This window comes from Gemella sp. oral taxon 928, from assembly GCF_001553915.1.
In the GTDB taxonomy this organism is placed as follows: domain Bacteria; phylum Bacillota; class Bacilli; order Staphylococcales; family Gemellaceae; genus Gemella; species Gemella massiliensis.
The window spans coordinates 1,139,291-1,163,620 of the sequence record NZ_CP014233.1 but is presented as its reverse complement, the minus strand read 5'-3'; the positions used below and the strand labels follow the sequence as shown (position 1 = coordinate 1,163,620).

Sequence of the window (24,330 nt, the reverse complement as noted above, 5' to 3'; positions counted from 1 at the left end):
TTTTACAATGAATCACAAAATACTATTCAAGGCTATTATACAAAATAATAAAGGAGGTATGCTCCTTGATAGACGTAAATAATTTTGCATATATGAAAATTAGTTTAGCCTCTCCTGAAAAAATAAGAAGTTGGTCTTATGGAGAAGTTAAAAAACCGGAAACGATAAATTATAGAACTTTAAAACCGGAAAATGATGGGTTGTTCTGTGAAAGAATTTTCGGACCAACAAAAGATTGGGAATGTGCTTGCGGTAAGTACAAAAGGGTAAGATATAAAAATATAAAATGTGATAAATGTGGTGTTGACGTTACTTTATCAAAAGTACGTAGAGAAAGAATGGGGCATTTGGATTTAGCAGCTCCGGTCAGCCATATTTGGTATTTCAAGGGAATACCAAGCCGTATGGGTCTGCTATTGGATCTTAGTCCCAGACAATTAGAAGAAGTAATCTATTTTGCTTCATATATTGTAATTGATCCGGGTGAAACGGACTTTATGAAAAAACAAATTGTTTCAGAGCGTGAAGTTCGTGAGGCACGTAGTACATTCGGCGCTAACTCATTTGTAGCTAAAATGGGAGCGGAAGCTATCCGTGATTTATTGGCAGAGTTAGATATTGAAAAAGAATTAAGAGATTTAAAAAATGAACTTAAAGAATTAAGTGAGAGTAATTATAAATCAGGACAAAAAATTGTTAAAATTATTAAACGTGTAGAAGTGTTTGAAGCGTTTAAAAATTCCGGAAATAAACCGGAGTGGATGATTATGACCGTTTTACCTGTTATACCTCCTGAATTACGTCCAATGGTTCAGTTGGACGGTGGACGTTTTGCAACGAGTGATTTAAATGATTTGTATCGACGTGTTATTAATCGTAATAACCGTTTGAAAAAACTTATAGAATTAAAAGCACCCGGCTTAATCGTTCAAAACGAAAAACGTATGTTACAAGAAGCAGTAGATGCTTTGATAGATAATGGTCGTCGTGGTCGTCCGGTTACCGGCCCCGGCAACAGAACTTTAAAATCGTTATCTAATATGCTTAAAGGTAAACATGGACGCTTCCGTCAAAACTTACTAGGTAAACGTGTTGATTACTCTGGTCGTTCAGTTATCGTAGTTGGACCGAATTTGAAAATGTATCAATGTGGATTACCGAAAGAAATGGCGCTTGAATTGTTTAAACCGTTTGTAATGAGAGAATTAGTAAAACGTGAATTGGCGAATAATATTAAAAACGCAAAAAATCAAATTGAAAGAATGGAAGATCACGTTTGGGATATATTGGAAGATATTATTCGTGAACACCCGGTATTACTTAACCGTGCACCGACATTGCACAGATTAGGTATTCAAGCTTTTGAACCGATTTTAGTGGAAGGTCGTGCGATAAGATTGCATCCACTTGTAACTACAGCGTTTAATGCTGACTTTGACGGTGACCAAATGGCTGTTCACGTGCCGCTATCAAAAGAAGCACAGGCTGAAGCACGTATGTTAATGCTGGCTGCACAAAATATTCTTAACCCAAAAGATGGAAAACCTGTTGTTACACCGTCTCAAGACATGGTTCTCGGTAACTATTATTTAACATTAGAAAGACCGGGAGCAATCGGTGAAGGTATGATTTTTAAAGATGCTGACGAAGCAAGAATGGCATATCAAAACGGGTATATTCATTTACATACTCGTGTTGGTATTGCAGCAAAATCATTCAATAATCCGACATTTACAGAAGAACAAAATAAAAAATTATTAATTACAACAATTGGTAAAGTTATTTTTAATGATATACTTCCGGCCGGCTTTCCATTTTTAAATGAACCAACTAAAGATAACTTGGAGGTAGCAACACCGAAAAAATACTTTGTTGCAACAAGTGAATTATCAGAAGGCGGGCTTAAAGCCTATATTAAAGAAAAAGAAACCGCAATACCATTTAAAAAAGGTTTCTTGTCAAAAATTATTTCAGAAATTTTTAATAGATTCCATATTACCGAAACATCTATGATGTTGGATAGAATGAAAGACTTAGGATTTAAGTATTCTTCAAGAGCTGGTATTACCGTTGGGGTAAGTGATGTGTTTGTCTTACCAAATAAATATGATATTCTTGCAGAATCACAAGAAAATGTTGATAAAATCACTAATCTATTTAGACGTGGTTTATTAACGGAAGAAGAACGTTATCAAAATGTTATTGCACAATGGGCAAAAGCTAAGGATGTTATCCAAGATCAACTTATGGACTCTCTTCCTGCGACTAACCCAATTTATATGATGAGTGATTCGGGAGCACGTGGTAATGCGTCAAACTTTACTCAACTTGCCGGTATGCGTGGACTTATGGCATCTCCATCAGGTAGAATCATGGAAATGCCGGTACGTTCATCATTTAAAGAAGGACTTACAGTATTGGAATACTTTATTTCTTCTCATGGGGCACGTAAAGGACTTGCAGATACGGCATTAAAAACTGCTGATTCAGGGTATTTGACACGTCGTCTTGTTGATGTTGCCCAAGATGTTATTGTTCGTGAAAATGATTGTGGAACATCTCGAGGTTTAAGAGTGGCAGCACTTAGAAATGGAACTGATGAAATTGAGAGTTTGCAAGAACGCTTAGAGGGAAGATACAGTAAAGAAACTGTTGTTCATCCGGAAACCGGTAAAGTCATCGTTGAAGATGGTGAATTAATCACGTTAGATACAGCGAAAGAAATAGAAAAAGCCGGTATCGAAAGTGTTGTAATTCGTTCGGCGTTTACATGTAATAGTCGTCATGGAGTTTGTGAGAAATGCTATGGTAAAAACTTAGCAACTGGAGAAAAAGTTGAAGTAGGAGAAGCAGTAGGTACAATAGCTGCTCAGTCTATTGGAGAACCGGGAACACAGCTTACGATGCGTACATTCCATACCGGAGGGGTAGCAGGTGCAGATATTACTCAAGGTTTACCTCGTATTCAAGAATTATTCGAAGCACGTAATCCAAAAGGGAAAGCTTTAATTTCAGAGGTAGATGGAACTGTAACAAAAGTAGAAGTGGATAATAATCATATTCGTAGAATATTTGTATTAAGTGAAATTGGAGAGGAAAGAGAGTATCAAGATTACGGTACAAGTCGTATGTTAGTTAAGGAAAACGATGAGGTTAAACGTGGTCAAGCATTAACTGAAGGGTCTATTGAACCCAAAGAATTACTTTCTATTGCAGGATTGGAAGCTGTACAAAGTTACTTATTGACAGAGGTACAAAAAGTTTACCGTATGCAAGGGGTTGAAATTAGTGATAAACACGTTGAAGTAATGGTAAGACAAATGTTGAGGAAAGTGCGTGTTATCAATGCAGGAGATACCGACTTGTTACCGGGTTCATTAGTAGATATTCATAGGTTTACTGATGAGAATAAAAAAATTCTTAAACATCGTGGAAATATGGCAACAGCGAAACCTGTTATTCTTGGTATAACAAAAGCATCTTTAGAAACGGAAAGTTTCTTATCAGCAGCGTCATTCCAAGAAACAACAAGGGTTCTTACAGATGCGGCGGTTAAAGGTAAAACCGACATGTTGATGGGACTTAAAGAAAATGTTATTATTGGTAAATTGATACCTGCCGGTACCGGTATGCCTAGATATAACAACATTGATGTTCAATATGAAGAAGATTTAGAGCAAGAAATGGAACAAGAATTAAGTAAACCCATTGAACAAGAATTACACGATGAATTAGAAACTATTTAATTAAAAATGTGATAGAAATATAGAATATAAAAAAGTTTTGATATTTCTATTGACAAACATTAAATAAATATGTACAATAGATAATGTTGAATACAAAAGTAGAAGCACCCGTTTCTCACCTGCCAATGTTGATTGTTCAGGTTTATGTAGATGAAATGTAGAATTTTATGCTGGGTGTTTTGCACCCAGCTTTTTATTTGCTTTTAGTATTTAATGAATTTTATAAATAGGAGGTGCTGGTCATTAGTAAAGATACTGCACAAGTAAATGAAGGTATTAAAGCGAAAGAGTTTCTTTTAATTAGTCAAAACGGAGAACAATTAGGAGTAAAATCTAAAGCAGAGGCATTGCAAATAGCAGAAAGAATGAATTTAGATGTCGTTTTAGTTGCACCTAATGCAAAAACACCGGTTGCTAAAATTATGAATTATGGTAAATTCAAATTTGAGCAACAGAAAAAAGAAAAAGAAGCACGTAAGAAACAGAAAATCGTTACAACAAAAGAGATACGTTTATCTCCTACGATAGAAAAACACGATTTTGAAACTAAATTAAAAAATGCTAAAAAATTCTTAGCAAAAGAAGATAAAGTAAAAGTTTCTATTCGCTTTAAAGGGAGAGCAATCACCCATAAAGAAATTGGACAGAAAGTTTTAGAAAACTTTTCTAACGAAGCTAGCGATATAGCAACTGTCGAACAAAAACCTAAAATGGAAGGTCGCAGTATGTTTTTAGTTCTAGCACCAAAAAAAGAGAAATAAAGGTTTAATATAGGAGGAATTTGATAATGCCAAAAATGAAATCTCACCGTGGTTTAGCAAAACGTGTGAAAAAAACAGCTAACGGTAAGTTAAAACGTAGCCGTGCTTATACATCTCACTGGTTTTCAAGAAAAACTACTAAACAAAAACGTCACTTACGTAAAGCATCATTAGTATCTCGTGGTGATTACAAACGTATTAGAACTTTATTAGTTAAGTAATATAGAATTTATAATGTAAATACTTATTTATAAGTTATACTAAAGGAGGAATTAGATATGCCACGTGTAAAAGGTGGAACAGTGACTCGTCGTCGTCGTAAAAAAGTTTTGAAATTAGCTAAAGGTTATTTTGGATCAAAACATACATTATTCAAAGTAGCAAAACAACAAGTAATGAAATCTGGAATGTATGCGTTTAGAGATCGTCGTCAAACTAAACGTAATTTCAGAAGATTATGGATCGTTCGTATCAATGCTGCTGCTAGATTAAACGGACTATCATACAGTCGTTTAATGAACGGTCTAAAAGTTGCAGGTATTGATATTAATAGAAAAATGTTATCAGAAATAGCTATTCATGATGCTCAAGCTTTTTCAAGCATTTGTGAACAAGCAAAAGCAGCATTAGCTAAATAATAAAGATAAAAAGAAACTAGCAATTAGGTTAGTTTCTTTTTATCTTTATTTAATAAATAATTTTTCGAGGAGTTTTAAGGCTCTGATATTTCTTTACGGCAATCTCATGATAAATTTCTTCGCCACGTTTTTCATAAAGTAGAGTAGCCCAAGTGTACCATAATAAATCGCAAAAACGCAAGAAAATATCTAGTTTATTAAAATCACATTGTTTATCTGTGAAATATGCTTTGAGGAAAGTGATTGTTTCCTGATAATCCAGTTCATTTTCTGATATGAAACTGGCAATATCAAAGTAATAATCATTTTGCCCGGCATATTCATAATCTATTAAAAACAGATTATTTTCAGTAAATAAAAAATTCCCTTCAACTAAATCATTATGACATAATCTGTCAGGTTTATAAACCTTTTTTATTTCATCAACCAAATAAATAAAATTATCAATATCCAATTCATCAATAAGATTGAAATAAGAGTAAAAAGTATCAACTATATTGAAAGAATTTTCTGCCTGAAATTTTTTCGAATGAAACTTCTTAAGCAACTTTGCTATTTCGATGATGTTGGATAAATTTTTTTGCGAGATAAATGTTTTAGAATTTTTTTGGTATGGTGTAATAAGGTTGTTATTATTATAATGAATTACATTAAGAAAATACGGTTCATTTTTTAATAATTTAATGGCTTCTTTTTCGTTTTCTTTATTAACAAGTTTAGTATCATCTTTTTGTGTTCTGTAAAAATAACTATTTTGCTCAGTATGAACGATGTAATTTTTGTTAGTAATACCATAGCTTGTTTCTATCATGGTAATTATTTTTTCTTCGAGAATTTTTTCCAGTTTTTCTTTTTTATACATATATATCACTCACTCTTAATTTTAAATCACCCATATTATATAATATTAGCTTGTTTATGTAAAATGAAAAAGTTTTCAACAAAAAAATTGGAATTATAAATTAGTATATTAAAATCCTATTTTTTAGATGGAATTAGTAAAAAAATATTATCATAAACATTTTAAATTTTATGTTAATTTACCTAAAAGAATATATCAAAAAAATGGTTGATATAATTGAAAAATAGATAGAAAAAATGAAGTTAATATAACATGTTTCCTTGAAAAAAAAATTGTTTTTTGATATAATTAAAGAGTATAAAATATATTTATATACAAAATATTTTTTTTAAATTTTACAGGAGGTGTAAAGTGAAAAAAGTAGTAATTGATAATGAGTATATTACTTTATCTCAATTTTTAAAAATGGAAGACTTTATTAATTCCGGAGGACAGGCAAAGTTTTTTCTTTCGGAAGAAGATGTATTTTTAAACAATGAATTAGAACAGCGTAGAGGGAAAAAACTATATTCAGGTGACATAGTAAAGATAAAAAATAAAGAATTTTTAATTAGTAATGAAAATTAGAGAATTAAAATTACTTTATTTTAGAAATTATGAAGCACTTGGATTGGAGTTACATCCCTCTCTTAATGTTTTAGTCGGTGATAATGCTAATGGTAAAACAAATTTAATAGAGGCTATTTTTTGTTTAGCACTGGGGAAAAGTTATCGTACTAAAAGTGATAGTGAATGTATTAAATTTGGAGAAAGTGCAACAGCGATGTCTTGTGTACTGAACAAAAGAAATAGAAATATAAATATTATGCTTGGAATAAGCAATAAGGGAAAAAATGCAAAGATAGCAGGAATAAAAAGAACAAAACTCACAGACTTTGTGGGTGAACTTAATGTCGTTTTATTTTCTCCGGAGGATTTACAAATTGTAAAAGGTTCTCCGGTGCTAAGAAGAGAATTTATTAATAGAGAATTTTATCAATTCTCAAGAGTATATCATAGATATAATCTTATGTATCAGCATTTGTTAAGACAGCGTAATGCTTATTTAAAAGATATGAGAAAAAATCCGAAAGATGAGTTAGCATTAACGTATCTTGAAACTTTAACATCTCAATTGGTAAAAATTGCTATGTATATCACAAAAGAGCGTGTTAATTTTGTAAGAGATATAGCAAAACTTGCAAAGGATAATATGAATAATATTTCGAATGGTACGGAGAAATTAGAAATAAGGTATAAAAGTTCTATTTTAGAACAACTTAGCATTGAAAATATTGATGATAAAAGATTTACTGAAGAAAATATTGTTGAAAATATGATGAAAAAATCATTTGATGATATTATGCGTGGAAGTACAAAGGTAGGTCCGCATCATGATGATTTAATTTTCTATATTAATAATTTAGATGCAAAGGTCTATGCTTCACAAGGGCAACAACGTAGTATTGTTTTATCGCTAAAACTTTCAGAAATAGATTATCTGAAACAGAAAACAGAAACTTATCCGGTACTTCTGTTAGATGATGTTTTAAGTGAACTTGATAAAACACGTCAGCAAAAGTTGTTGGATGCAATTAATGAAAATGTTCAAACTTTTATAACAACACCTTCAATAACTGAGATAAAAGAGGAATTATTAAAAAAATCTAAGGTATTTTATATAAAACAGGGTAATGTTAGTGAAACAAGTTATTAAAAAAATATTTTGTAATTATTCAAAGATGAATGATAATATTTTATAGTAAAGAAAGTTATATTTAGTTAAAATGATAAATGTAATAAGATGAAAGGAATAATCATGGTAGAGAAAAAAGAAATGCAAGAATATAATGCTGACCAGATTCAAGTTCTTGAGGGGCTTGAAGCTGTTAGGGTAAGACCCGGTATGTATATTGGTTCAACATCAAGTAAAGGGTTACACCATCTTGTTTGGGAGATAGTAGATAACTCTATTGATGAAGCGTTAGCAGGGTATTGTGATACGATTACTGTTGCGATTGAAAAAGATAATTGGATAAGAGTAGAGGACAACGGACGTGGTATTCCGATTGATATTCAGGAACAAACGGGAAAACCTGCATTAGAAGTAATTTTAACAGTATTACATGCCGGTGGTAAATTTGGCGGTGGCGGTTATAAAGTATCCGGAGGACTTCATGGAGTTGGGGCTAGTGTAGTTAACGCTCTATCTACCGACTTGGAGGCGTACGTTCATCGTGATGGTCATATTTATTTGATGAAGTTTCAACGTGGGGAAGTTGTACAAGATATTACGGTTGTCGGTGTAACTGATAAAACAGGGACAACAGTTCGTTTTAAAGCTGATCCAGAAATTTTCCAAGAAACAACGGAGTATGAATATGATATTTTACGTATGCGTATTCGTGAACTTGCATTCTTAAATAAGGGAATTACGATTATTCTTAAAGATGAAAGAGAAGGGCAAGAAAAAGAAGAATCGTTTTGTTATGAAGGCGGATTATTGGAATATGTTGAAATGCTTAACGAGAACAAAGATGCTCTGCATGAGGCAATTTATGTTCAAGGAGAAATGGATGGCAAAGAGGTTGAAATTTCAATGCAATATAATACAGGTTACGCCAGCAATGTTTTAAGTTATGCAAATAACATTAATACCCATGAAGGCGGGACCCATGAAAGTGGGTTTAAAACAGCCTTAACACGAATTATTAATTCTTATGGAAAGAAAAATAAACTGATTAAAGAAAAAGAATCATTAACAGGTGATGATGTTAGGGAAGGTCTTGTTGCTATTATTTCCATAAAACATCCTAATCCACAGTTTGAAGGACAGACAAAAACAAAACTTGGAAATTCAGAAATGAGTACCATAACTAATAAATTATTTTCAGAAGAGTTAGATAGATTTTTACTGGAAAATCCTAAAACTGCAAAAATTATTGTCGAAAAAGGATTACAAGCATCACGTGCAAGAATTGCCGCTAAAAAAGCTCGTGAATCAACACGTCGTAAAAATGCTTTAGAATTTACAAATTTACCGGGGAAATTAGCTGATTGTTCCAGCAAAGATGCAACCGAATGTGAATTATTCCTAGTCGAAGGAGATTCTGCAGGAGGAAGTGCAAAACTTGGACGTAACAGCACTTTTCAAGCTATTTTACCATTAAAAGGTAAGATTTTAAATGTGGAAAAAGTAAGAATAGATAAAGTATTATCTAGTGATGAAATTCGTTCTTTAATTACGGCTGTAGGAATGGGAATTGGAGAAACATTAAATATTGACAAATTACGTTATCATAAAATTGTGATTATGACTGATGCTGATGTTGACGGAAGTCATATTCGTACGTTGTTATTAACATTCTTCTTTAGATACATGAAAGAATTAATTGATGCAGGATATGTTTATATTGCAAGACCGCCATTATATGGTTTAAAAGTTGGGAAAAAAGAATATTATTCACATACAGAGGAGGAATTAAAAGAGCATATTGAAGAATATGCTAAAGATAAAAAATATGCCGTTCAACGATATAAAGGTCTTGGAGAAATGAATGCTGAAGAATTATGGGCTACAACAATGGATCCGGAACATCGTTTAATGTATAAAGTAAGTATTGATGATGCACAACGTGCAGATGCGGCGTTTGAGGTCTTAATGGGTGAAAAAGTTGAACCTAGACGTAAGTTTATTGAAGAGAATGCGTTGAATGTTATTAATTTAGATGTTTAATACGAAAGGATAGAACATGGAAGATAATAAAAATAATATTACCTTGAGAAACATAACAACAGAAATTGAAAATTCTTTCTTGGATTACTCAATGAGTGTTATTGTCTCACGTGCATTGCCGGATGTACGTGATGGTTTAAAACCTGTACATAGAAGAATATTATATGCCTTTAATGAATTAGGACTAACATATGATAAACCTTATAGAAAAAGTGCAGCGGTAGTAGGGGAAGTAATGGCAAAATATCACCCTCACGGTGATTCTGCAACATATGGAACAATCGTTCGTTTAGCACAAGATTTTAATAGTCGTTATCCGCTGGTTGACGGGCAAGGAAACTTTGGTTCTATTGACGGAGATGGTGCTGCTGCAATGCGTTATACAGAAGCACGTATGAGTAAAATCGCATCCGAAATGTTACGTGATATAAATAAAAATACTGTTGATATGCAAGATAACTATGACGGTACCAAAAAAGAACCAAAAGTATTGCCGGCCAAAATACCTAACTTATTAGTAAATGGAAGTAGCGGTATCGCAGTAGGTATGGCTACAAATATTCCACCGCATAATTTAGGAGAAGTTATTGACGGTATTGTGGCACTGTCCGATAATCCTGATATAACAATAGCGGAACTAATGACAAAAATAAAAGGACCGGACTTTCCAACCGGAGCATATTTACTGGGGCGTAGCGGCATAGTTAAAGCATATAATACCGGACGTGGTTCAATTATTATGCGTGGTAAAACTGCAATTGAGCAGATGAAAAATGGGAAAGAACGTATTGTTATTACAGAAATACCTTATCAGGTAAATAAAGCAAAATTGGTAGAAAAAATAGCGGAATTAGCCCGTGATAAAAAAATAGAAGGTGTAACAGATTTACGTGATGAAAGTAGTTTGAAAGGAATTCGTATTGTTATTGAATTACGCCGAGATGTTAACAGTAATGTAATTTTAAATAATCTTTATAAATTGACGCCTCTACAAAGTTCATTTGGTGTGAATATGATTGCTCTTGTAAACGGTGTACCTAAGTTATTAAATTTAAAAGAGGCACTATATTATTATTTAGAACATCAAAAAGAAGTTGTAGTAAGAAGAACGAAATTTGATCTCAAAAAAGCACAAGATCGTGCTCATATTTTAGAAGGATTAAGGATTGCCCTTGATAATATCGACAGAATAATTAGTTTAATTCGCGGTTCTAAGACAACAGAAGAGGCCAAAACAGGATTAATAAAACAATTTGATTTATCTGATATTCAAGCACAAGCTATATTAGATATGCGACTACAACGTTTAACAGGGTTAGAACGTGAAAAAATTGAAGATGAGTATAGTAAATTAATGAATTTAATAAAAGATTTACAAGATATCTTGAATAAAGAAGATCGTGTTCGTGAAATTGTTAAAACAGAGTTACTCGAAATAAAAGAAAAATATGGAGATTCACGTCGTAGTGTTATAATTGAAGGACAAGTTGATACGATAGATAATGAAGATTTAATAGAAAAAGAACAAATAATTATTACATTATCACACAATCAATATATCAAACGTTTAGCAGCTAGTACATATAAATCTCAAGGACGTGGTGGACGTGGTGTTAATGGAATGACAACAAATGATGAAGATAATATCGCATATATGTTAAGTTGTTCAACTCATGATCATATATTATTCTTTACAGATAAAGGTAAGGTATACACACTTAAAGGATATGAAGTTAATCAAATGAGTAGACAATCAAAAGGAATACCGATAATAAATCTTCTTGAAATTGAAAAAGAAGAAAAAGTTAATTCTATTATTGCCATTTCCGACTTACAAGAAGAAGGAACAAATCTAATTTTCTCTACTAAGTTTGGTATTATTAAAAAATCTAAACTCGGTGATTACGCAAGTATTCTTAAAAAAGGGAAAATAGCACTTAAACTTGATGACGGTGATTCTCTAATAGATGTTCAACGAATTACTGATGAACAAGATATTATGATTGTAACAGCTAATGGGCAAGCAATTCGTATTAATGCAGAAAAAGTACGTACCATGGGACGGGTGAGTCGTGGTGTGAAAGGTATTACACTCGGTTTAGATGATTATGTTATTGGCATGGAAGTAGTAGATGAAACGAAAAAAATCTTGACTGTAACCGAAAATGGTATTGGTAAAATATCTAAATCAACGGAATTTAATGTAATTAACCGTGGAGGAAAAGGTGTCAAAGTAGCAAAAGTTACGAAGAAAACAGGTAAAATCGTTGCGGTAAAATCAATTGCAGGTAACGAAGATCTAATGGTAATGACAAACCAAGGTGTTATTATTCGAATTGATATTTCAACAATTAGTACACTAGGGCGTACAGCAACAGGGGTTAAAGTAATCAATTTAGTTGATGATCAAAAAGTGGCGACAGTTACATTAGCAGAAAAAGAAGAAAATTATGAAGAAGAATAATCTGATGTAAAATTGATTATATTACATGACTACCGATCATAAAAAGCAGTTAGAAAGTTTATACGAAGGATTTAGTTTTGTCATAACAGGACTAAATCCTTTTAATTAATGGCTTTAGCCAGTTGAGGAGGCGAAGTCTCCGAAACAATAAACCACCCGCTATGCGGGTGCGAGAAAAGAGTTAAACAATTGAAAAATCATCCTTTCTTGATAAAATAAGAGTAGTTCAAGCACTAAAATAAAGAAAGGATGATTTTAATTATGGCAAATAAACATAATAGTTTATCGCATACAAAGTGGGCTTGAGATATAATAGGGATACAGAGGAAAAAGCTTGATAAATAGGAGCTTTCAGCACTGTATCCCTATTTTTAAAATCAAACAAAATATCGAAAAGGAGGCTTTTATGATATGTAGAAAAATATTTCAAGCCATTGTGTCAGTTATTCAATTAGCAAAGGCGGTGGTGAATCAATGAGATGGATAATAAAAATAATCTTGTTCCCAATCAGCCTGCTGTTAAGCATTTTGACCGCATTTCTAACATTCTTGCTTAGTATAGGAACAGCGATATTGTATTTGCTAATGCTGATGTGTGTATTTGCTGCCATAGGCTCGTTCTTTATGCTACACAACACAAGAGCAGCAATAGAAGCACTTATCATTGGATTTTTGTTAAGTCCTTACGGAATACCGATGATTGGAGTGGCAATCATAGCTTTTATACAAGGAATCAATGAAGCCATAAAATCAATATAAAAAATTTCATAAAAATGGTTACCAAGGGCGATAGATAAAAACTATCGTCTTTTTTAGTGGAAAAATATCATGGAAAGGAGAGCTTTTAGATGAGTATGTATTTATTTGATGAACAACCTATCGTTGCAAATAAGACATTGGCAAGAGAGATAGGTTTAAATGAAGCTCTTATCTTACAGCAAATAAACTATTGGATAGAAATAAATAAGAAATCCGGCAATAACTTCTATGACGGAAGATATTGGACATATAACTCAATAAGAGCATGGCAGGAAAAAGATTTTGACTATATGAGTTTCGATACTGTAAAAAGAACCTTTGCGAAGTTGGAAAAGGCAGGTTTTCTACTCGTAGGAAACTACAATAAAGATCCAAGAGATAAAACAAAATGGTACACCATAAATACTGAAAAACTGGAGGAACTTTATGCTGAAATTGAGAACAAAAAGAAAAAAGAAGAATTACAAGCCTTAGAAAAAGCTGTGCCTAATGCATTAGGGCAAAATGCACCAATGGAAAAGTGCAAAATCCACCAATGCACAAGTGCAGATTGCACCAATGCAACAGAGCAAAATCCACCAATGCAAAATGGCAATATGCCCCAACCATTACCAGAGAATACTACAAATAATTCATCAAAGATTACTACAGATATTTCATCATATAATTCCACCCATCATTCCGTCATAGATGCCGAGTATTCAGAACCAAGAAAAAGGATGGACGGAGAGGCGGAAATAGAAAACAAAAATATATATCAGAACTGCTTAGATGAGTTAAGAACACAGACAGGCTATTATGAACATCTTGAGTTGGGCAATAAATTTATAGTTAAAGACTTTGATGAGGTATTAAAGATACTGGCAGATATTATGATACTTGATGATAGAGAGTTTGTTACAATCAATCAAACGAAGCTTCCTGCACATATAGTAAAAGAAAGATTTAGAAAACTTAAATCAGAGCATTTGGAGTATCTGTCAGATGTTATTAAGGAAAATGAATACAAAATTAGGAATATCAGAGCATTTGTCCTAACAGCAGCATATAATGCACCAAGTGGGATAGATGCACATTACTCTGCCCTTGTAAGCTATGATATGAGAGGAGGATATTGAATGTGATTAACGAAGAAATTGCAAGAAAGACACTAAGCCTTGAAGTTAAGGCTGCCAAAGTAACCGGAAAACTTCTTTTAACGCTATTGAAAAAACTGATGAAAGAAGCAAATAAACTTGGAGGACTTGAAAAACTCGTTAAAGTAAACGGAAATGAAGTCAAGCTCAAAGATATGGCGAAAAAAGGACAGCTTGAAGAAATACCGGTAGAAGAAGCGGAACTGAAAGAACTGAAAAAAGAGCTGAACAAATACGGTGTTAAGTTTTCGGTAATGAAAGATAAAGAAACAGGTAAATACTCCGTATTTTTCCAAGCCAAAGATATGAAAATGATGGAGAAAGCCTTTAAAAATGCTCTTGTAAGATCAGAAAGAAAAACGGAACGGAAAGAGTCCGTTCGTAAAAATATTGAGAAGTTTAAAGAGATGGCAAAAAATACTGTTTCTAAGGACAAAGTTAAGAATAAGCAAAAGGAGCAGAGCCTATGAGCAGCTTGATAACATTTGAAAATATGGAATTTGGGAAACTCACTGTAATGGAAAAAGACGGTGAGTTTTTCTTTATCGGAAAAGAAGTAGCCGAAAAACTGGGCTATTCAAACACGAGAGATGCTTTGGTAAGACATGTGGATATAGATGATAAAGCTGATGTCGTGTTTCACGACGGCAGGCAAAGAAGAAGTATGGTATCTATCAACGAGTCAGGATTATACTCTCTGATCCTATCTTCAAAGCTGCCACAGGCAAAGGAATTTAAGAAATGGATCACCACAGAGGTATTGCCGAGTATTCGTAAGAATGGCGGATATATCAAAAATCAAGAAAAAATGAGCAATGAAGAAATATTGGCAAATGCGGTACTCCTTGCCAATCACCTGATTGCTCAAAAAGAAAAAATCATAGAGGATTTAGAGCCGAAAGCCAAGTATTTTGATGAATTGGTAGATAATAACTTGCTGACCAACTTTAGAAACACAGCAAAAGAGCTTCATATTCCACAAAAGGTATTTATTCAATTCCTCTTAGAGAAGGAACTCATTTACAGAGATAAGAAAAACAGACTTCTACCCTATGCTAAGAACAATAAGGGATATTTTGAAGTAAAGGAATGGTGCAGAAACGATAATGATGCAGTGGGCATTCAAACCTTTGTAACACCTAAAGGAAGACACTTTCTTTTACTCTTGATTGGAGGTGAAAAGACTCGTGATAGATAAAATATTAAAAGATATTAAAGGCATATTTAAGGTGCAAGATAAGGCAAAGTTTGTAAAACAAAACATTCCCTATCTTGCATTTTTCTATATTGGCAACATCTTCTCTCATCATGTGAGAAGCTATACCGGTGGAGATGTGATTGACAGGATATTTCAGGGAATATTAGAGCTTAATACAATGAGTTTTCTCCCAAGTATTTATTTGGTGGATATACTGACAGGAATAGGAGTTGCTGCTATAATTAAATTCATTATCTATACCAAAGGTAAAAACGCCAAGAAGTTTAGGCAGGGAAAAGAGTATGGCTCAGCAAGATGGGGAAATAAAAAAGACATCGAGCCGTACATGGATGAAAAGTTTCAAAACAATATCTTGCTCACTCAAACAGAACGATTAACTATGAACGGCAGACCGTCTAATCCAAAGTATGCAAGGAATAAGAATGTACTTGTTATAGGAGGATCAGGAAGTGGTAAGACTCGATTTTTTGTAAAACCCAACCTTATGCAAATGCACAGCAGCTATTGTGTTACCGATCCAAAAGGTACGATCATTCTTGAGTGTGGCAAAATGCTTGAAGATAACGGATATGAGATAAAAATTTTAAATACCATCAACTTCAAAAAAAGCATGAAATACAATCCATTTGCCTATATTCATTCTGAGAAAGATATATTAAAACTTGTTCAGACTATCATTGCAAATACCAAAGGTGAGGGAGAAAAAGCAGGTGAGGATTTTTGGGTAAAAGCCGAAAAACTCTACTATACAGCACTTATCGGCTATATCTTCTATGAAGCTCCAAAGGAAGAAAAGAACTTCGCTACTCTCCTTGATATGATAGACGCTTCAGAAGTCAGAGAAGATGATGAAACCTATATGAATCCGATAGACAGACTCTTTGAAGCACTGGAAAAGAAAGAGCCTACACACTTTGCAGTCAAGCAATATAAGAAGTACAAATTGGCAGCCGGAAAAACTGCCAAATCGATTCTTATAAGCTGTGGTGCAAGGCTTGCTCCCTTTGATATTCAGGAACTTAGGGACTTGATGCAAGAAGATGAACTGGAGCTTGATACTCTTGGAGATAGAAAGACTGCCCTCTTTGTTATTATCTCGGACACCGATGATACCTTTAACTTTGTAGTATCCATTATGTACTCTCAGTTATTTAATCTTTTATGTGATAAAGCGGATGATGTATATGGTGGCAGGCTTCCTGTCCATGTGCGATGCCTGCTTGATGAGTTTGCAAATATCGGCTTAATTCCAAAGTTTGAGAAGTTGATTGCCACAATCCGAAGCCGAGAGATTTCGGCAAGCATTATTTTACAGGCACAATCTCAGTTAAAGGCAATCTACAAGGATAACGCCGATACAATCGTAGGTAACTGTGATAGTACCCTATTCTTAGGTGGCAAAGAGAAAACAACACTTAAAGAGCTATCTGAAACACTTGGTAAGGAAACCATAGACCTATATAACACTTCTGAAACAAGGAGCAATCAAAAGAGTTTCGGATTAAATTATCAAAAGACGGGGAAAGAGCTGATGAGTCAGGACGAAATAACAGTAATGGACGGCAGTAAATGTATCTTTCAACTTCGTGGTGTCCGCCCTTTCCTATCGGATAAATTTGATATTACAAAGCACAAGAACTATAAGCTACTTGAGGATTATGACAAGAAGAATTTGTTTGATATAGAAAGCTATATGAAAAGAAGGGGCAAGGCTAAACTAAATAAGAATACGGTTATTATGAAGTTGTAGCTGTTAGATATTATTTGCATTTGGTATAATAATCAAAGAGAAATACACAAGGAGGAAACCTTATTGAACGATAAAGAACTGATAGGAAAAGTTCATTCATCTATGTATCACCAATTAAAAAGAAAAGGATATGCAACAGCAGTAGATGTGCTTATGGATTTGGAAATACTTTCAAAGACCGACTATGAACTTTGGAGAAATGGAAAAGTTTTGTATTTGGAAAAAGTATGCAAGGTCAATCTTAAAAAATTGTCTACAATACTGCATGAAATGAGGGTATATGCAAAGAAAGGAAATCTAAAGCCGTCGTTTTGTGTATATAAGAAATGGGCGGTTAAGAAAAAGAACGGGCAAGGGAAAAAGCCGGTTATTAAACTACGGTTTAGCAAAAGTGGTTCTGAAGATATTGAAAAATGGTATGCTACTCACTTTGTAGACACGAAGAAGATAGAAAAGATAAAAGAAGAAAAACAAGTAAACAGCAGTGATGATAAGCAGTAAGTCTAAAAATAGATTTGCTGCTTTTTTCATGTAAAAAGCAGGAGGAAAGATGATAAGGATAAGAAATCCCACTTAATAAAACATAAGAAAACTTAACAGTAGCGTTATGAAGCGATTGGAAAATAAAACTTTCAGTCGCTTTTTTTATTGAAAAGAAAAAGGAGAAATAAAAAACATGAAGCAGGAAATGATTAACATCAATGCCAACTTGGTTGCAGAGCCTACGTTCTCAAGTTTTGAAAAAGATGAGGAAACAGTAGAAGTTACAAACTTTACTCTTGTAAAAAAGTACGGGAAAGGCAAGGAATATATCAACTGTGCAGCCTATGGCGAGAAGGCAGAAACAGCAAAAGACTTTGAAAAAGGCGATCTCATTCATATCTTTGGATATTTCAAAGAGCGTGAAAAAGACGGTAAGACTTACAAAAACTTTGTAGTAAAGTCATACAACAAAATTGAGAAGAAAGAAAATAGGGAGGAAGAATAAAATGGAATTTTTTACACAGGCGGTAAATGTATTAAAAATCTTGGTAACAGCAGTAGGGGCAGGACTTGGAGCGTGGGGAGTTATCAACCTGATGGAAGGATATGGTTCAGATAATCCCGGAGCAAAATCACAGGGTATAAAGCAGCTTATGGCTGGAGGAGGTATTGTCCTTATCGGCTTAAAGCTTATTCCGCTACTTGCAAATCTTTTGAAGTAAGGAGAAATCTATGTTTGGTATTTTCGATAAGATAGAAGAATTTTTCAGAGAACTTCTGCTCGGAGGTATCAAGGCAAACTTAGAGTCCATGTTTCTTGACATAAACAATCAGGTAAACAGCGTTGCAGCAGATGTAGGAAAGACACCTATGGGGTGGAACGGAGAAGTATTCAGCTTTATTAAAAATATTAATGATTCCGTTATTATTCCCATAGCAGGGCTAATAATAACGGCAGTCCTTTGTATCGAGCTTATCAATATGGTCATGCAAAAGAACAATATGCACGATACGGATACCTTTGAGTTTTTCAAATACATCATCAAGATGTGGATTGCTGTATGGTTAGTATCTCATGCCTTTGAGTTTTCAATGGCGGTTTTTGATGTTGCACAAAGTATGGTAAACAAGGCGGCAGGGGTAATCAACACCTCTGCCACCGTTTCCGGAGATCAGATTGTTCAGATGGTGGATGCCCTAAAGGATAAAGGACTGGGTGAGCTTTTAATGATTCTGTTTGAAATCTCACTTGTAAAAGTTGCAATACAGGCAATATCCATCGTGATTATGCTTGTAGTTTATGGAAGAATGTTTGAAATCTATGTGTACTCATCTGTTTCAGCCATTCCTTTTGCGACGATGGGAAACAAAGAATGGGGGCAGATAGGAACAAACTACATCAAAGGACTGTTTGCTTTAGGGCTTCAGGGATTGATTCTAATGGTTTGTCTTGGAATTTATGCAGTATTGGTTAAAACGATAAACTTTACGGACATACACACGAGCATATTTATGGTACTCGGATATGCCGTATTACTGGGACTGATGATGTTAAAGAGCGGAACACTTGCAAAAAGCGTGATGAACTCGCATTAAGGAGGATAAGATGAAAACAACAGAAAATAAAGAAAGACTCTTTTTATCTGTGGAAGTTTTCCTTGCAGGATTTGCAGTAGCTTTTACTGCACTAAACAGGAGAAAACTAAGCAGACTGGAGAAAAAGATTGATACTGTCAAAAGAGACAGCAATTCCATTTTGATGTTTCAAAGTGAGAAAAATAATGAGATGGAAAGAGAAATCGAAGAAGTAAGGGACGAAGTTTCAAGCGTATATGGACATATAGAGGAACTTTTGAGAATAAAGGAAGATGGGAGGTAGCTTATGGCGTATGTACCAATTCCAAAAGATTTAAATAAAGTTAAAACAAAAGTTGCTTTTAATCTTACCAAAAGACAGCTCATAGGATTCAGCGTTGCAGGACTGATAGGAATCCCCGTATATATCTTTACAAGAAAATTTGTACCAAATGATATAGCGGTCATACTTCTTATTGTATCAACGCTTCCTATATTTTTCGCAACTCTTTTTGAAAAAGACGGACTGCCCTTTGAAAAGTATTTTAAGCATATCTATTTACACAAGTTTTATCAGCCTATGAAGCGTGTGAGAAAGGAGGTTTACCTTGAACAGCAAAAGAAAAATTCAGCAGATAAAGTTAGAAAGAAACAAAAAGGCACTGAAAAGTCAAAAAAAGGACTTAAAGCAAGATAAAACAAAGATGAAAAAAGAGAGAAGCGGATTTTTAAGTCTTATCTTAAAGAAAGAGCCGAAACGCCATACCGTAGAAGATACCATTCCCTATCTTAGAATGTTAAAAAGCGGTATATGCCAAACAGATGAAAGGCACTTTAATAAAAGTATTGTCTTTGAGGACATTAACTATCAGCTTGCCTTAGATGAAGATAGGGATTTGATTTTTAATCAGTTTGCAAACTTTCTAAACTCCTTTGATCCAAGTGTTAGACTTGAGCTTTCATATATCAATCAGCTTGGAAGGAATGAAGAAATGCAATCGGCAATACAAATACCGGATAAAAAGGACGGCTTTGACGAGATACGATTAGAGTTTAGAGAAATGCTAAAAAGCCAGATAGTAAAGGGAAATAACGGGCTTAGAAAATCAAAGTATGTAACATTTACGGTAGAGGCGGACAATATGGAGCAGGCAATCTCAAAACTTGAAAGACTGGAGATAGACATCTTATCCAATCTTAAAAATATGGGAGTAAGGGCGGAAAGCCTTACCGGCGAAGAAAGGTTAAAGATTCTTCACGATATATTAAATCCAAGTAAGACATTTTACTTTTCATATAATGACTTGCAAAGAAAAGAAAGTACAAAGACATATATTACACCTGATGAATTTAACTTTACACCAAGCAGATATTTTAAGTTCGGCAAATTCATCGGAGCAACAAGCCATTTTCAAATCCTTGCAAGTGAGCTTTCAGACCGTATGCTTTCAGAGTTTTTAGACATTGATGATAACATCAATATCTCGTTTCATATCAGGGCGATAGAACAGAGCGAAGCCATTAAGATGGTAAAAAGGAAAAATACCGATATTGATAAGATGCGAATTGAGGAAAATAAAAAGGCGGTAAGATCGGGTTATGATATGGACATCTTACCGTCAGACTTAATCACCTATGGGGAAGATGTAAAAAGCCTGTTAAAAGACTTGCAGACAAGAGATGAGAGAATGTTTGTTGTAACCATTGTCTTTATGAATTTTGCAAGGACAATACAAAAACTTGAAAACTCTATTGCACAGATAAGCTCTATTGCCAATAAGCATAACTGTAAGATAAAAAGGCTTGACCACACACAGGAACAGGGACTTGTAAGTGTACTTCCTCTTGGAGTAAATAAGCTTGAGATTAACAGAGGACTTACTTCCTCATCTACGGCAGTCTTTATGCCCTTTACAACGGAAGAACTTTTCATCAACTCAAGCAACAGTTTGTATTACGGATTAAATGCCCTCAGTCATAACCTGATTATGGCAGACAGGAAAAGGCTCAAAAATCCGAACGGTTTGATACTTGGTACACCGGGTAGCGGTAAGTCATTCTCAGCAAAAAGAGAAATGGCAAATGCTATTATTGTAACGGATGATGATGTCATTATCTGCGATCCTGAAGGAGAGTACGGAAACCTTGTAAGACAGTTTGACGGGGAAGTTATTAAAGTCAGCAGTAAGTCAAAGGACTACCTCAATCCCCTTGATATAAATATGAACTACGGGGATGGGGACGCACCGCTTAAAGACAAGGCAAACTTCATAATGAGTATGCTTGAGCTTGTAGTTGGCGGTAGCGGACTTACAGCGGAAGAAAAGTCGGTAATAGACAGGTGCTTGCCTAAGATTTATGAGAAGTATTTTGACAATCCGATAAAAGAAAATATGCCGATACTTCAGGATTTATACGATATGCTTAAAAATCAGGAAGAAAAAGTCGGTAAGAAACTGGCAACTGAGATGGAGATTTATGTAACAGGCTCTCTTAATGTATTTAACCATCAGTCAAATGTGGATTTGAATAAGAAACTCCTTTGTTTTGACATCAAAGAGCTTGGAAGTCAGTTAAAGAAAATAGGCATGCTTGTGATACAGGATCAGGTGTGGAATAAGGTATCTTTAAACAGAGGAAATAAGGCGACAAGATACTATATAGACGAGTTCCACCTGCTTTTAAAAGATGAGCAGACCGCCTCCTACTCAGTAGAGATATGGAAGCGTTTCAGGAAATGGGGTGGTATTCCGACAGGTATCACGCAAAATGTCAAAGACCTACTCATGAGTAAGGAGATAGAAAATATCTTTGATAATACTGACTTTGTACTAATGCTTAATCAGGCATCCGGCGATAGAGAAATACTTGCAAGAAAGCTTAAAATCTCAAAACCTCAGCTTAAATATGTTACCAACTCCAATGAGGGCGAGGGACTGCTGTTCTTTGGAAATACCATAGTTCCATTTATCGACAAGTTCCCAAAAGACACCATTTTATATAAGAAGATGACAACGAAACCTGAAGAAGTGAGGTAGGCTTATGAATAAAAAACTGAAAAAAGACTTTGCCGAAAGACAAAAAATAAAGGAAGAAGCAAAACTTTTAGGGAAAGATAGTTTTGATATTGACGAAAGTAGTAAGCTAAAGCATGGGGATGATTACAGAGGAAAGATTATTCATGACAAAGACAGATTTCAGGATAAGATACACGAAAAGATAAGCAAGAGAATTTCTAAGAATGAGCTTACTCAGGGAAGTTCCAAGAAAAATGCAAGGCATAGAAAATCTGTTAAGATAAATAACAGTCAAGGAAATGACAACAAAGGAAATGCCGAAATAAAGTCAGACTATAATATCGATGTGAAAGACGGACGAATCTACGATCCTTTAGGCAAAGACCTTGATAATGACGGTATCATCGACAGATATGACAATGACTTTAGGGACAGCGACTATTTTGAGTCAACTTATGATGTGGAAGATAATCTTCATATAAAAGAGGATATGACAGAAAAATTCTCAAAAAAGCATAAGGCTCGAAAGGAAAAGTATAAGAAGAAAAACTATTCAGATAAGCTCTATACAAGAAGTAAGGAGAAGACTTCAAAAGAAGAAAATGCTAAAGATAAGGCTGAAAGCAAAAATACCGGTAAAGAAACTGTCTATGACAAAGAAAAAAAGAACAGGCTTTCCAAAGAGCAAAAAAAGGCACTGAAAAATAAGGTCGCAAAGGTGTCTGCTCTATCAGGACTTGCAAAAGGAAGTGAAACGGTAAGGGATTATCTTTCCCATGGCAGTGATGAAAATCAGGGCGTGGAAACAGGAGAAAAGATTGCAGATGTAAACTCAAAATTACTTCATGGGATAAAAAATTATGCCAATAAGAAAAAGGCTAAGAAAAGCTATGATATCAGCAAAAAAGATTACAAGATACGAAAGCGTAAATCAAAGCTGGAGTTTCGGGAAGCCAAAGAGGAATTAAAGAAAACGGATGAGTACAAGAAAGCTGATACCTTTAAGAGATTTCAAAAGCGTAAGCAAATGAAAGATACTATAAGAAAGCAGAATAAATCAAGGCTTAGGGACAGGATTAAGGAAGGAGTTATTAACACCTTAAAGAGTTCAAAGGAAATGATTGTACGAAAAGCAAAGGGACTTATGATGATTGTCATAGGTCTTATTATTTTACTGACTTTCTTTACCAACTTTGCAGGCACATCTATGACTGGAATGATGAACTCTACAAGCGGAGTATTAACCACAACCTATCTTTCCAACCAAACTGTGCTAAGTGAAATCAATCAGCAGTTTTCGGGATTGGAGGAAGGACTACAGGAGGAGATAGATTCCGTAGAGGGAAATTATCCCGGCTATGATGAATACATCATAGAAAAAGAGGGAGAAATCGGACACAATACCCATGAACTTTTATCCTACATCACTTCAAGATGTGGAGAAATTAAGGATTCAAAGGAAGTTCAAAGCATCATCAATGACCTTTTTACAAAGATGTATGATTTATCTTATCGGGAAGAAATTGAAATCAGATACAGGACAGTTACGGAAACATATACCGATGAAGATGGCAATGAGCATACCGAAAGCCATGAAGAAGCCTATGAGTATAAGAAGCTCATAGTAACGCTGAAGAAAAGAGAAATGGACAGTGTTGTAAGAGAAATCTTTGCAGAGTATCCCGATAATGTTCTTCACTATGAAGCACTGCTTGCATCTAAAGGAAATATGGAAACTGTCTTTGGAAGCGGAAACGGAAATTTATCGGAGATTGTAGAGAATCCCGACTTTTCAAATCCGGGAATTGCCTTTGATGATGTAACGGTGAAGGCATTGTTTAACGAAGCGGAAAAGCATATCGGAAAGAGATATGTATTTGGGGCGAACGGGCCGAATAACTTCGACTGTTCGTCCTTTGTGTGTTGGAGCTTTACCCATTCGGGAGTAAAAAATATGCCACGAACGACCGCTTGGGGAATTTACAAAACTTACTGCAATCCCGTATCACCATCGGAAGCAAAGGCGGGAGATATAATCTTTTTTAAAAACACCTATAACAGTGGAAGTCCAATATCTCACGTCGGCATTTACGCAGGGAACGGAATGATGATACACGCAGGAGATCCGATTCGCTTTGTCAGTATCAATACACCTTACTGGAGAGAACATTTCTATGGATTCGGTAGAGTTCGTTAAACGATGAA

The 24,330-nt window shown here is 34.4% G+C and carries 22 protein-coding genes and 1 other annotated feature; of the genes, 21 read left to right on the top strand and 1 reads right to left on the bottom strand.

The genetic code is table 11. From position 1 onward, the window contains the following. Window positions 1–65 precede the first annotated feature (65 nt). The 4 genes from rpoC to rplT all read left to right on the top strand — a co-directional run bounded on the left by rpoC (window position 66) and on the right by rplT (window position 5,145). On the top strand, window positions 66–3,746 hold the full coding sequence (gene rpoC, locus AXE85_RS05210) for a DNA-directed RNA polymerase subunit beta' (RefSeq protein WP_062173643.1): 3,681 nt from the start codon (window positions 66–68) through the stop codon (window positions 3,744–3,746). A 90-nt stretch (window positions 3,747–3,836) separates the two neighbouring features. After that, window positions 3,837–3,949 (top strand) — a sequence feature (ribosomal protein L20 leader region). A gap of 30 nt (window positions 3,950–3,979) precedes the next feature. Then, entirely contained in the window at window positions 3,980–4,507 is a 528-nt protein-coding gene (gene infC / locus AXE85_RS05205) for a translation initiation factor IF-3 (protein WP_021752744.1), read from the top strand. 26 nt (window positions 4,508–4,533) lie between these two features. Further along, entirely contained in the window at window positions 4,534–4,728 is a 195-nt protein-coding gene (gene rpmI / locus AXE85_RS05200) for a 50S ribosomal protein L35 (RefSeq protein ID WP_004631723.1), read from the top strand. Between the two features lie 57 nt (window positions 4,729–4,785). Next, window positions 4,786–5,145: a 50S ribosomal protein L20 gene (gene rplT, locus AXE85_RS05195; RefSeq protein ID WP_062173641.1), complete on the top strand. Its 360-nt coding sequence runs from the start codon at window positions 4,786–4,788 to the stop codon at window positions 5,143–5,145. A 49-nt stretch (window positions 5,146–5,194) separates the two neighbouring features. Here the strand turns inward: rplT and AXE85_RS05190 are convergent, their stop codons facing one another. Beyond that, on the bottom strand, window positions 5,195–6,007 hold the full coding sequence (locus tag AXE85_RS05190; protein ID WP_062173639.1) for a phosphotransferase: 813 nt from the start codon (window positions 6,005–6,007) through the stop codon (window positions 5,195–5,197). Between the two features lie 351 nt (window positions 6,008–6,358). Between AXE85_RS05190 and yaaA the strand changes: the two genes are divergently transcribed. From yaaA to AXE85_RS05105, 17 genes are all read left to right on the top strand, one after another. Beyond that, window positions 6,359–6,574, top strand: coding sequence for a S4 domain-containing protein YaaA (gene yaaA, locus AXE85_RS05185; RefSeq protein ID WP_062173637.1), 216 nt, complete (start codon window positions 6,359–6,361; stop codon window positions 6,572–6,574). Then, entirely contained in the window at window positions 6,564–7,703 is a 1,140-nt protein-coding gene (gene recF, locus AXE85_RS05180; RefSeq protein ID WP_062173635.1) for a DNA replication/repair protein RecF, read from the top strand. Before yaaA ends, recF begins: the two co-directional genes overlap by 11 nt. A gap of 102 nt (window positions 7,704–7,805) precedes the next feature. Continuing rightward, a complete protein-coding gene (gyrB, locus tag AXE85_RS05175) occupies window positions 7,806–9,722 on the top strand; it encodes a DNA topoisomerase (ATP-hydrolyzing) subunit B (RefSeq protein WP_062173633.1) in 1,917 nt (638 codons plus the stop codon). A 16-nt stretch (window positions 9,723–9,738) separates the two neighbouring features. After that, window positions 9,739–12,186, top strand: coding sequence for a DNA gyrase subunit A (gene gyrA / locus AXE85_RS05170; RefSeq protein WP_062173631.1), 2,448 nt, complete (start codon window positions 9,739–9,741; stop codon window positions 12,184–12,186). A gap of 474 nt (window positions 12,187–12,660) precedes the next feature. Then, window positions 12,661–12,945 carry a CD1845 family protein gene (locus AXE85_RS05165; protein ID WP_041954212.1) on the top strand — a complete coding sequence of 95 codons (285 nt, stop codon included), beginning with the start codon at window positions 12,661–12,663 and terminating at the stop codon, window positions 12,943–12,945. Between the two features lie 89 nt (window positions 12,946–13,034). Further along, window positions 13,035–14,063 (top strand): DUF6017 domain-containing protein, encoded by a 1,029-nt coding sequence (locus AXE85_RS05160; RefSeq protein ID WP_062173630.1) that lies wholly within the window; start codon window positions 13,035–13,037, stop codon window positions 14,061–14,063. Window positions 14,064–14,065: 2 nt separating this feature from the next. Next, a complete protein-coding gene (locus tag AXE85_RS05155) occupies window positions 14,066–14,551 on the top strand; it encodes a PcfB family protein (protein WP_062173628.1) in 486 nt (161 codons plus the stop codon). Beyond that, on the top strand, window positions 14,548–15,279 hold the full coding sequence (locus AXE85_RS05150; protein ID WP_062173626.1) for a phage antirepressor KilAC domain-containing protein: 732 nt from the start codon (window positions 14,548–14,550) through the stop codon (window positions 15,277–15,279). The genes AXE85_RS05155 and AXE85_RS05150 overlap by 4 nt, the downstream gene beginning before the upstream one ends. After that, window positions 15,269–17,050 (top strand): VirD4-like conjugal transfer protein, CD1115 family, encoded by a 1,782-nt coding sequence (locus AXE85_RS05145; protein ID WP_062173624.1) that lies wholly within the window; start codon window positions 15,269–15,271, stop codon window positions 17,048–17,050. The genes AXE85_RS05150 and AXE85_RS05145 overlap by 11 nt, the downstream gene beginning before the upstream one ends. Before the next feature lie 63 nt (window positions 17,051–17,113). After that, complete coding sequence (locus tag AXE85_RS05140) at window positions 17,114–17,551, top strand: hypothetical protein (RefSeq protein ID WP_062173622.1); 438 nt, start codon at window positions 17,114–17,116, stop codon at window positions 17,549–17,551. A 175-nt stretch (window positions 17,552–17,726) separates the two neighbouring features. After that, window positions 17,727–18,038: a single-stranded DNA-binding protein gene (locus AXE85_RS05135; RefSeq protein ID WP_009526171.1), complete on the top strand. Its 312-nt coding sequence runs from the start codon at window positions 17,727–17,729 to the stop codon at window positions 18,036–18,038. Between the two features lies 1 nt (window position 18,039). Beyond that, on the top strand, window positions 18,040–18,255 hold the full coding sequence (locus tag AXE85_RS05130; protein WP_004634421.1) for a Maff2 family mobile element protein: 216 nt from the start codon (window positions 18,040–18,042) through the stop codon (window positions 18,253–18,255). A gap of 10 nt (window positions 18,256–18,265) precedes the next feature. Continuing rightward, window positions 18,266–19,129, top strand: a complete 864-nt coding sequence (locus tag AXE85_RS05125) for a VirB6/TrbL-like conjugal transfer protein, CD1112 family (RefSeq protein WP_004634419.1) — start codon at window positions 18,266–18,268, stop codon at window positions 19,127–19,129. A 10-nt stretch (window positions 19,130–19,139) separates the two neighbouring features. Continuing rightward, a complete protein-coding gene (locus AXE85_RS05120) occupies window positions 19,140–19,412 on the top strand; it encodes a hypothetical protein (RefSeq protein ID WP_021003069.1) in 273 nt (90 codons plus the stop codon). Between the two features lie 3 nt (window positions 19,413–19,415). After that, the gene (locus tag AXE85_RS05115) at window positions 19,416–19,805 is read left to right on the top strand and encodes a PrgI family protein (RefSeq protein ID WP_062173620.1); all 390 of its coding nucleotides are present in this window, start codon (window positions 19,416–19,418) and stop codon (window positions 19,803–19,805) included. Further along, the gene (locus tag AXE85_RS05110) at window positions 19,717–22,146 is read left to right on the top strand and encodes a VirB4-like conjugal transfer ATPase, CD1110 family (RefSeq protein ID WP_062173618.1); all 2,430 of its coding nucleotides are present in this window, start codon (window positions 19,717–19,719) and stop codon (window positions 22,144–22,146) included. Before AXE85_RS05115 ends, AXE85_RS05110 begins: the two co-directional genes overlap by 89 nt. A gap of 4 nt (window positions 22,147–22,150) precedes the next feature. Further along, on the top strand, window positions 22,151–24,322 hold the full coding sequence (locus AXE85_RS05105; protein WP_062173616.1) for a C40 family peptidase: 2,172 nt from the start codon (window positions 22,151–22,153) through the stop codon (window positions 24,320–24,322). Window positions 24,323–24,330 lie beyond the last annotated feature (8 nt).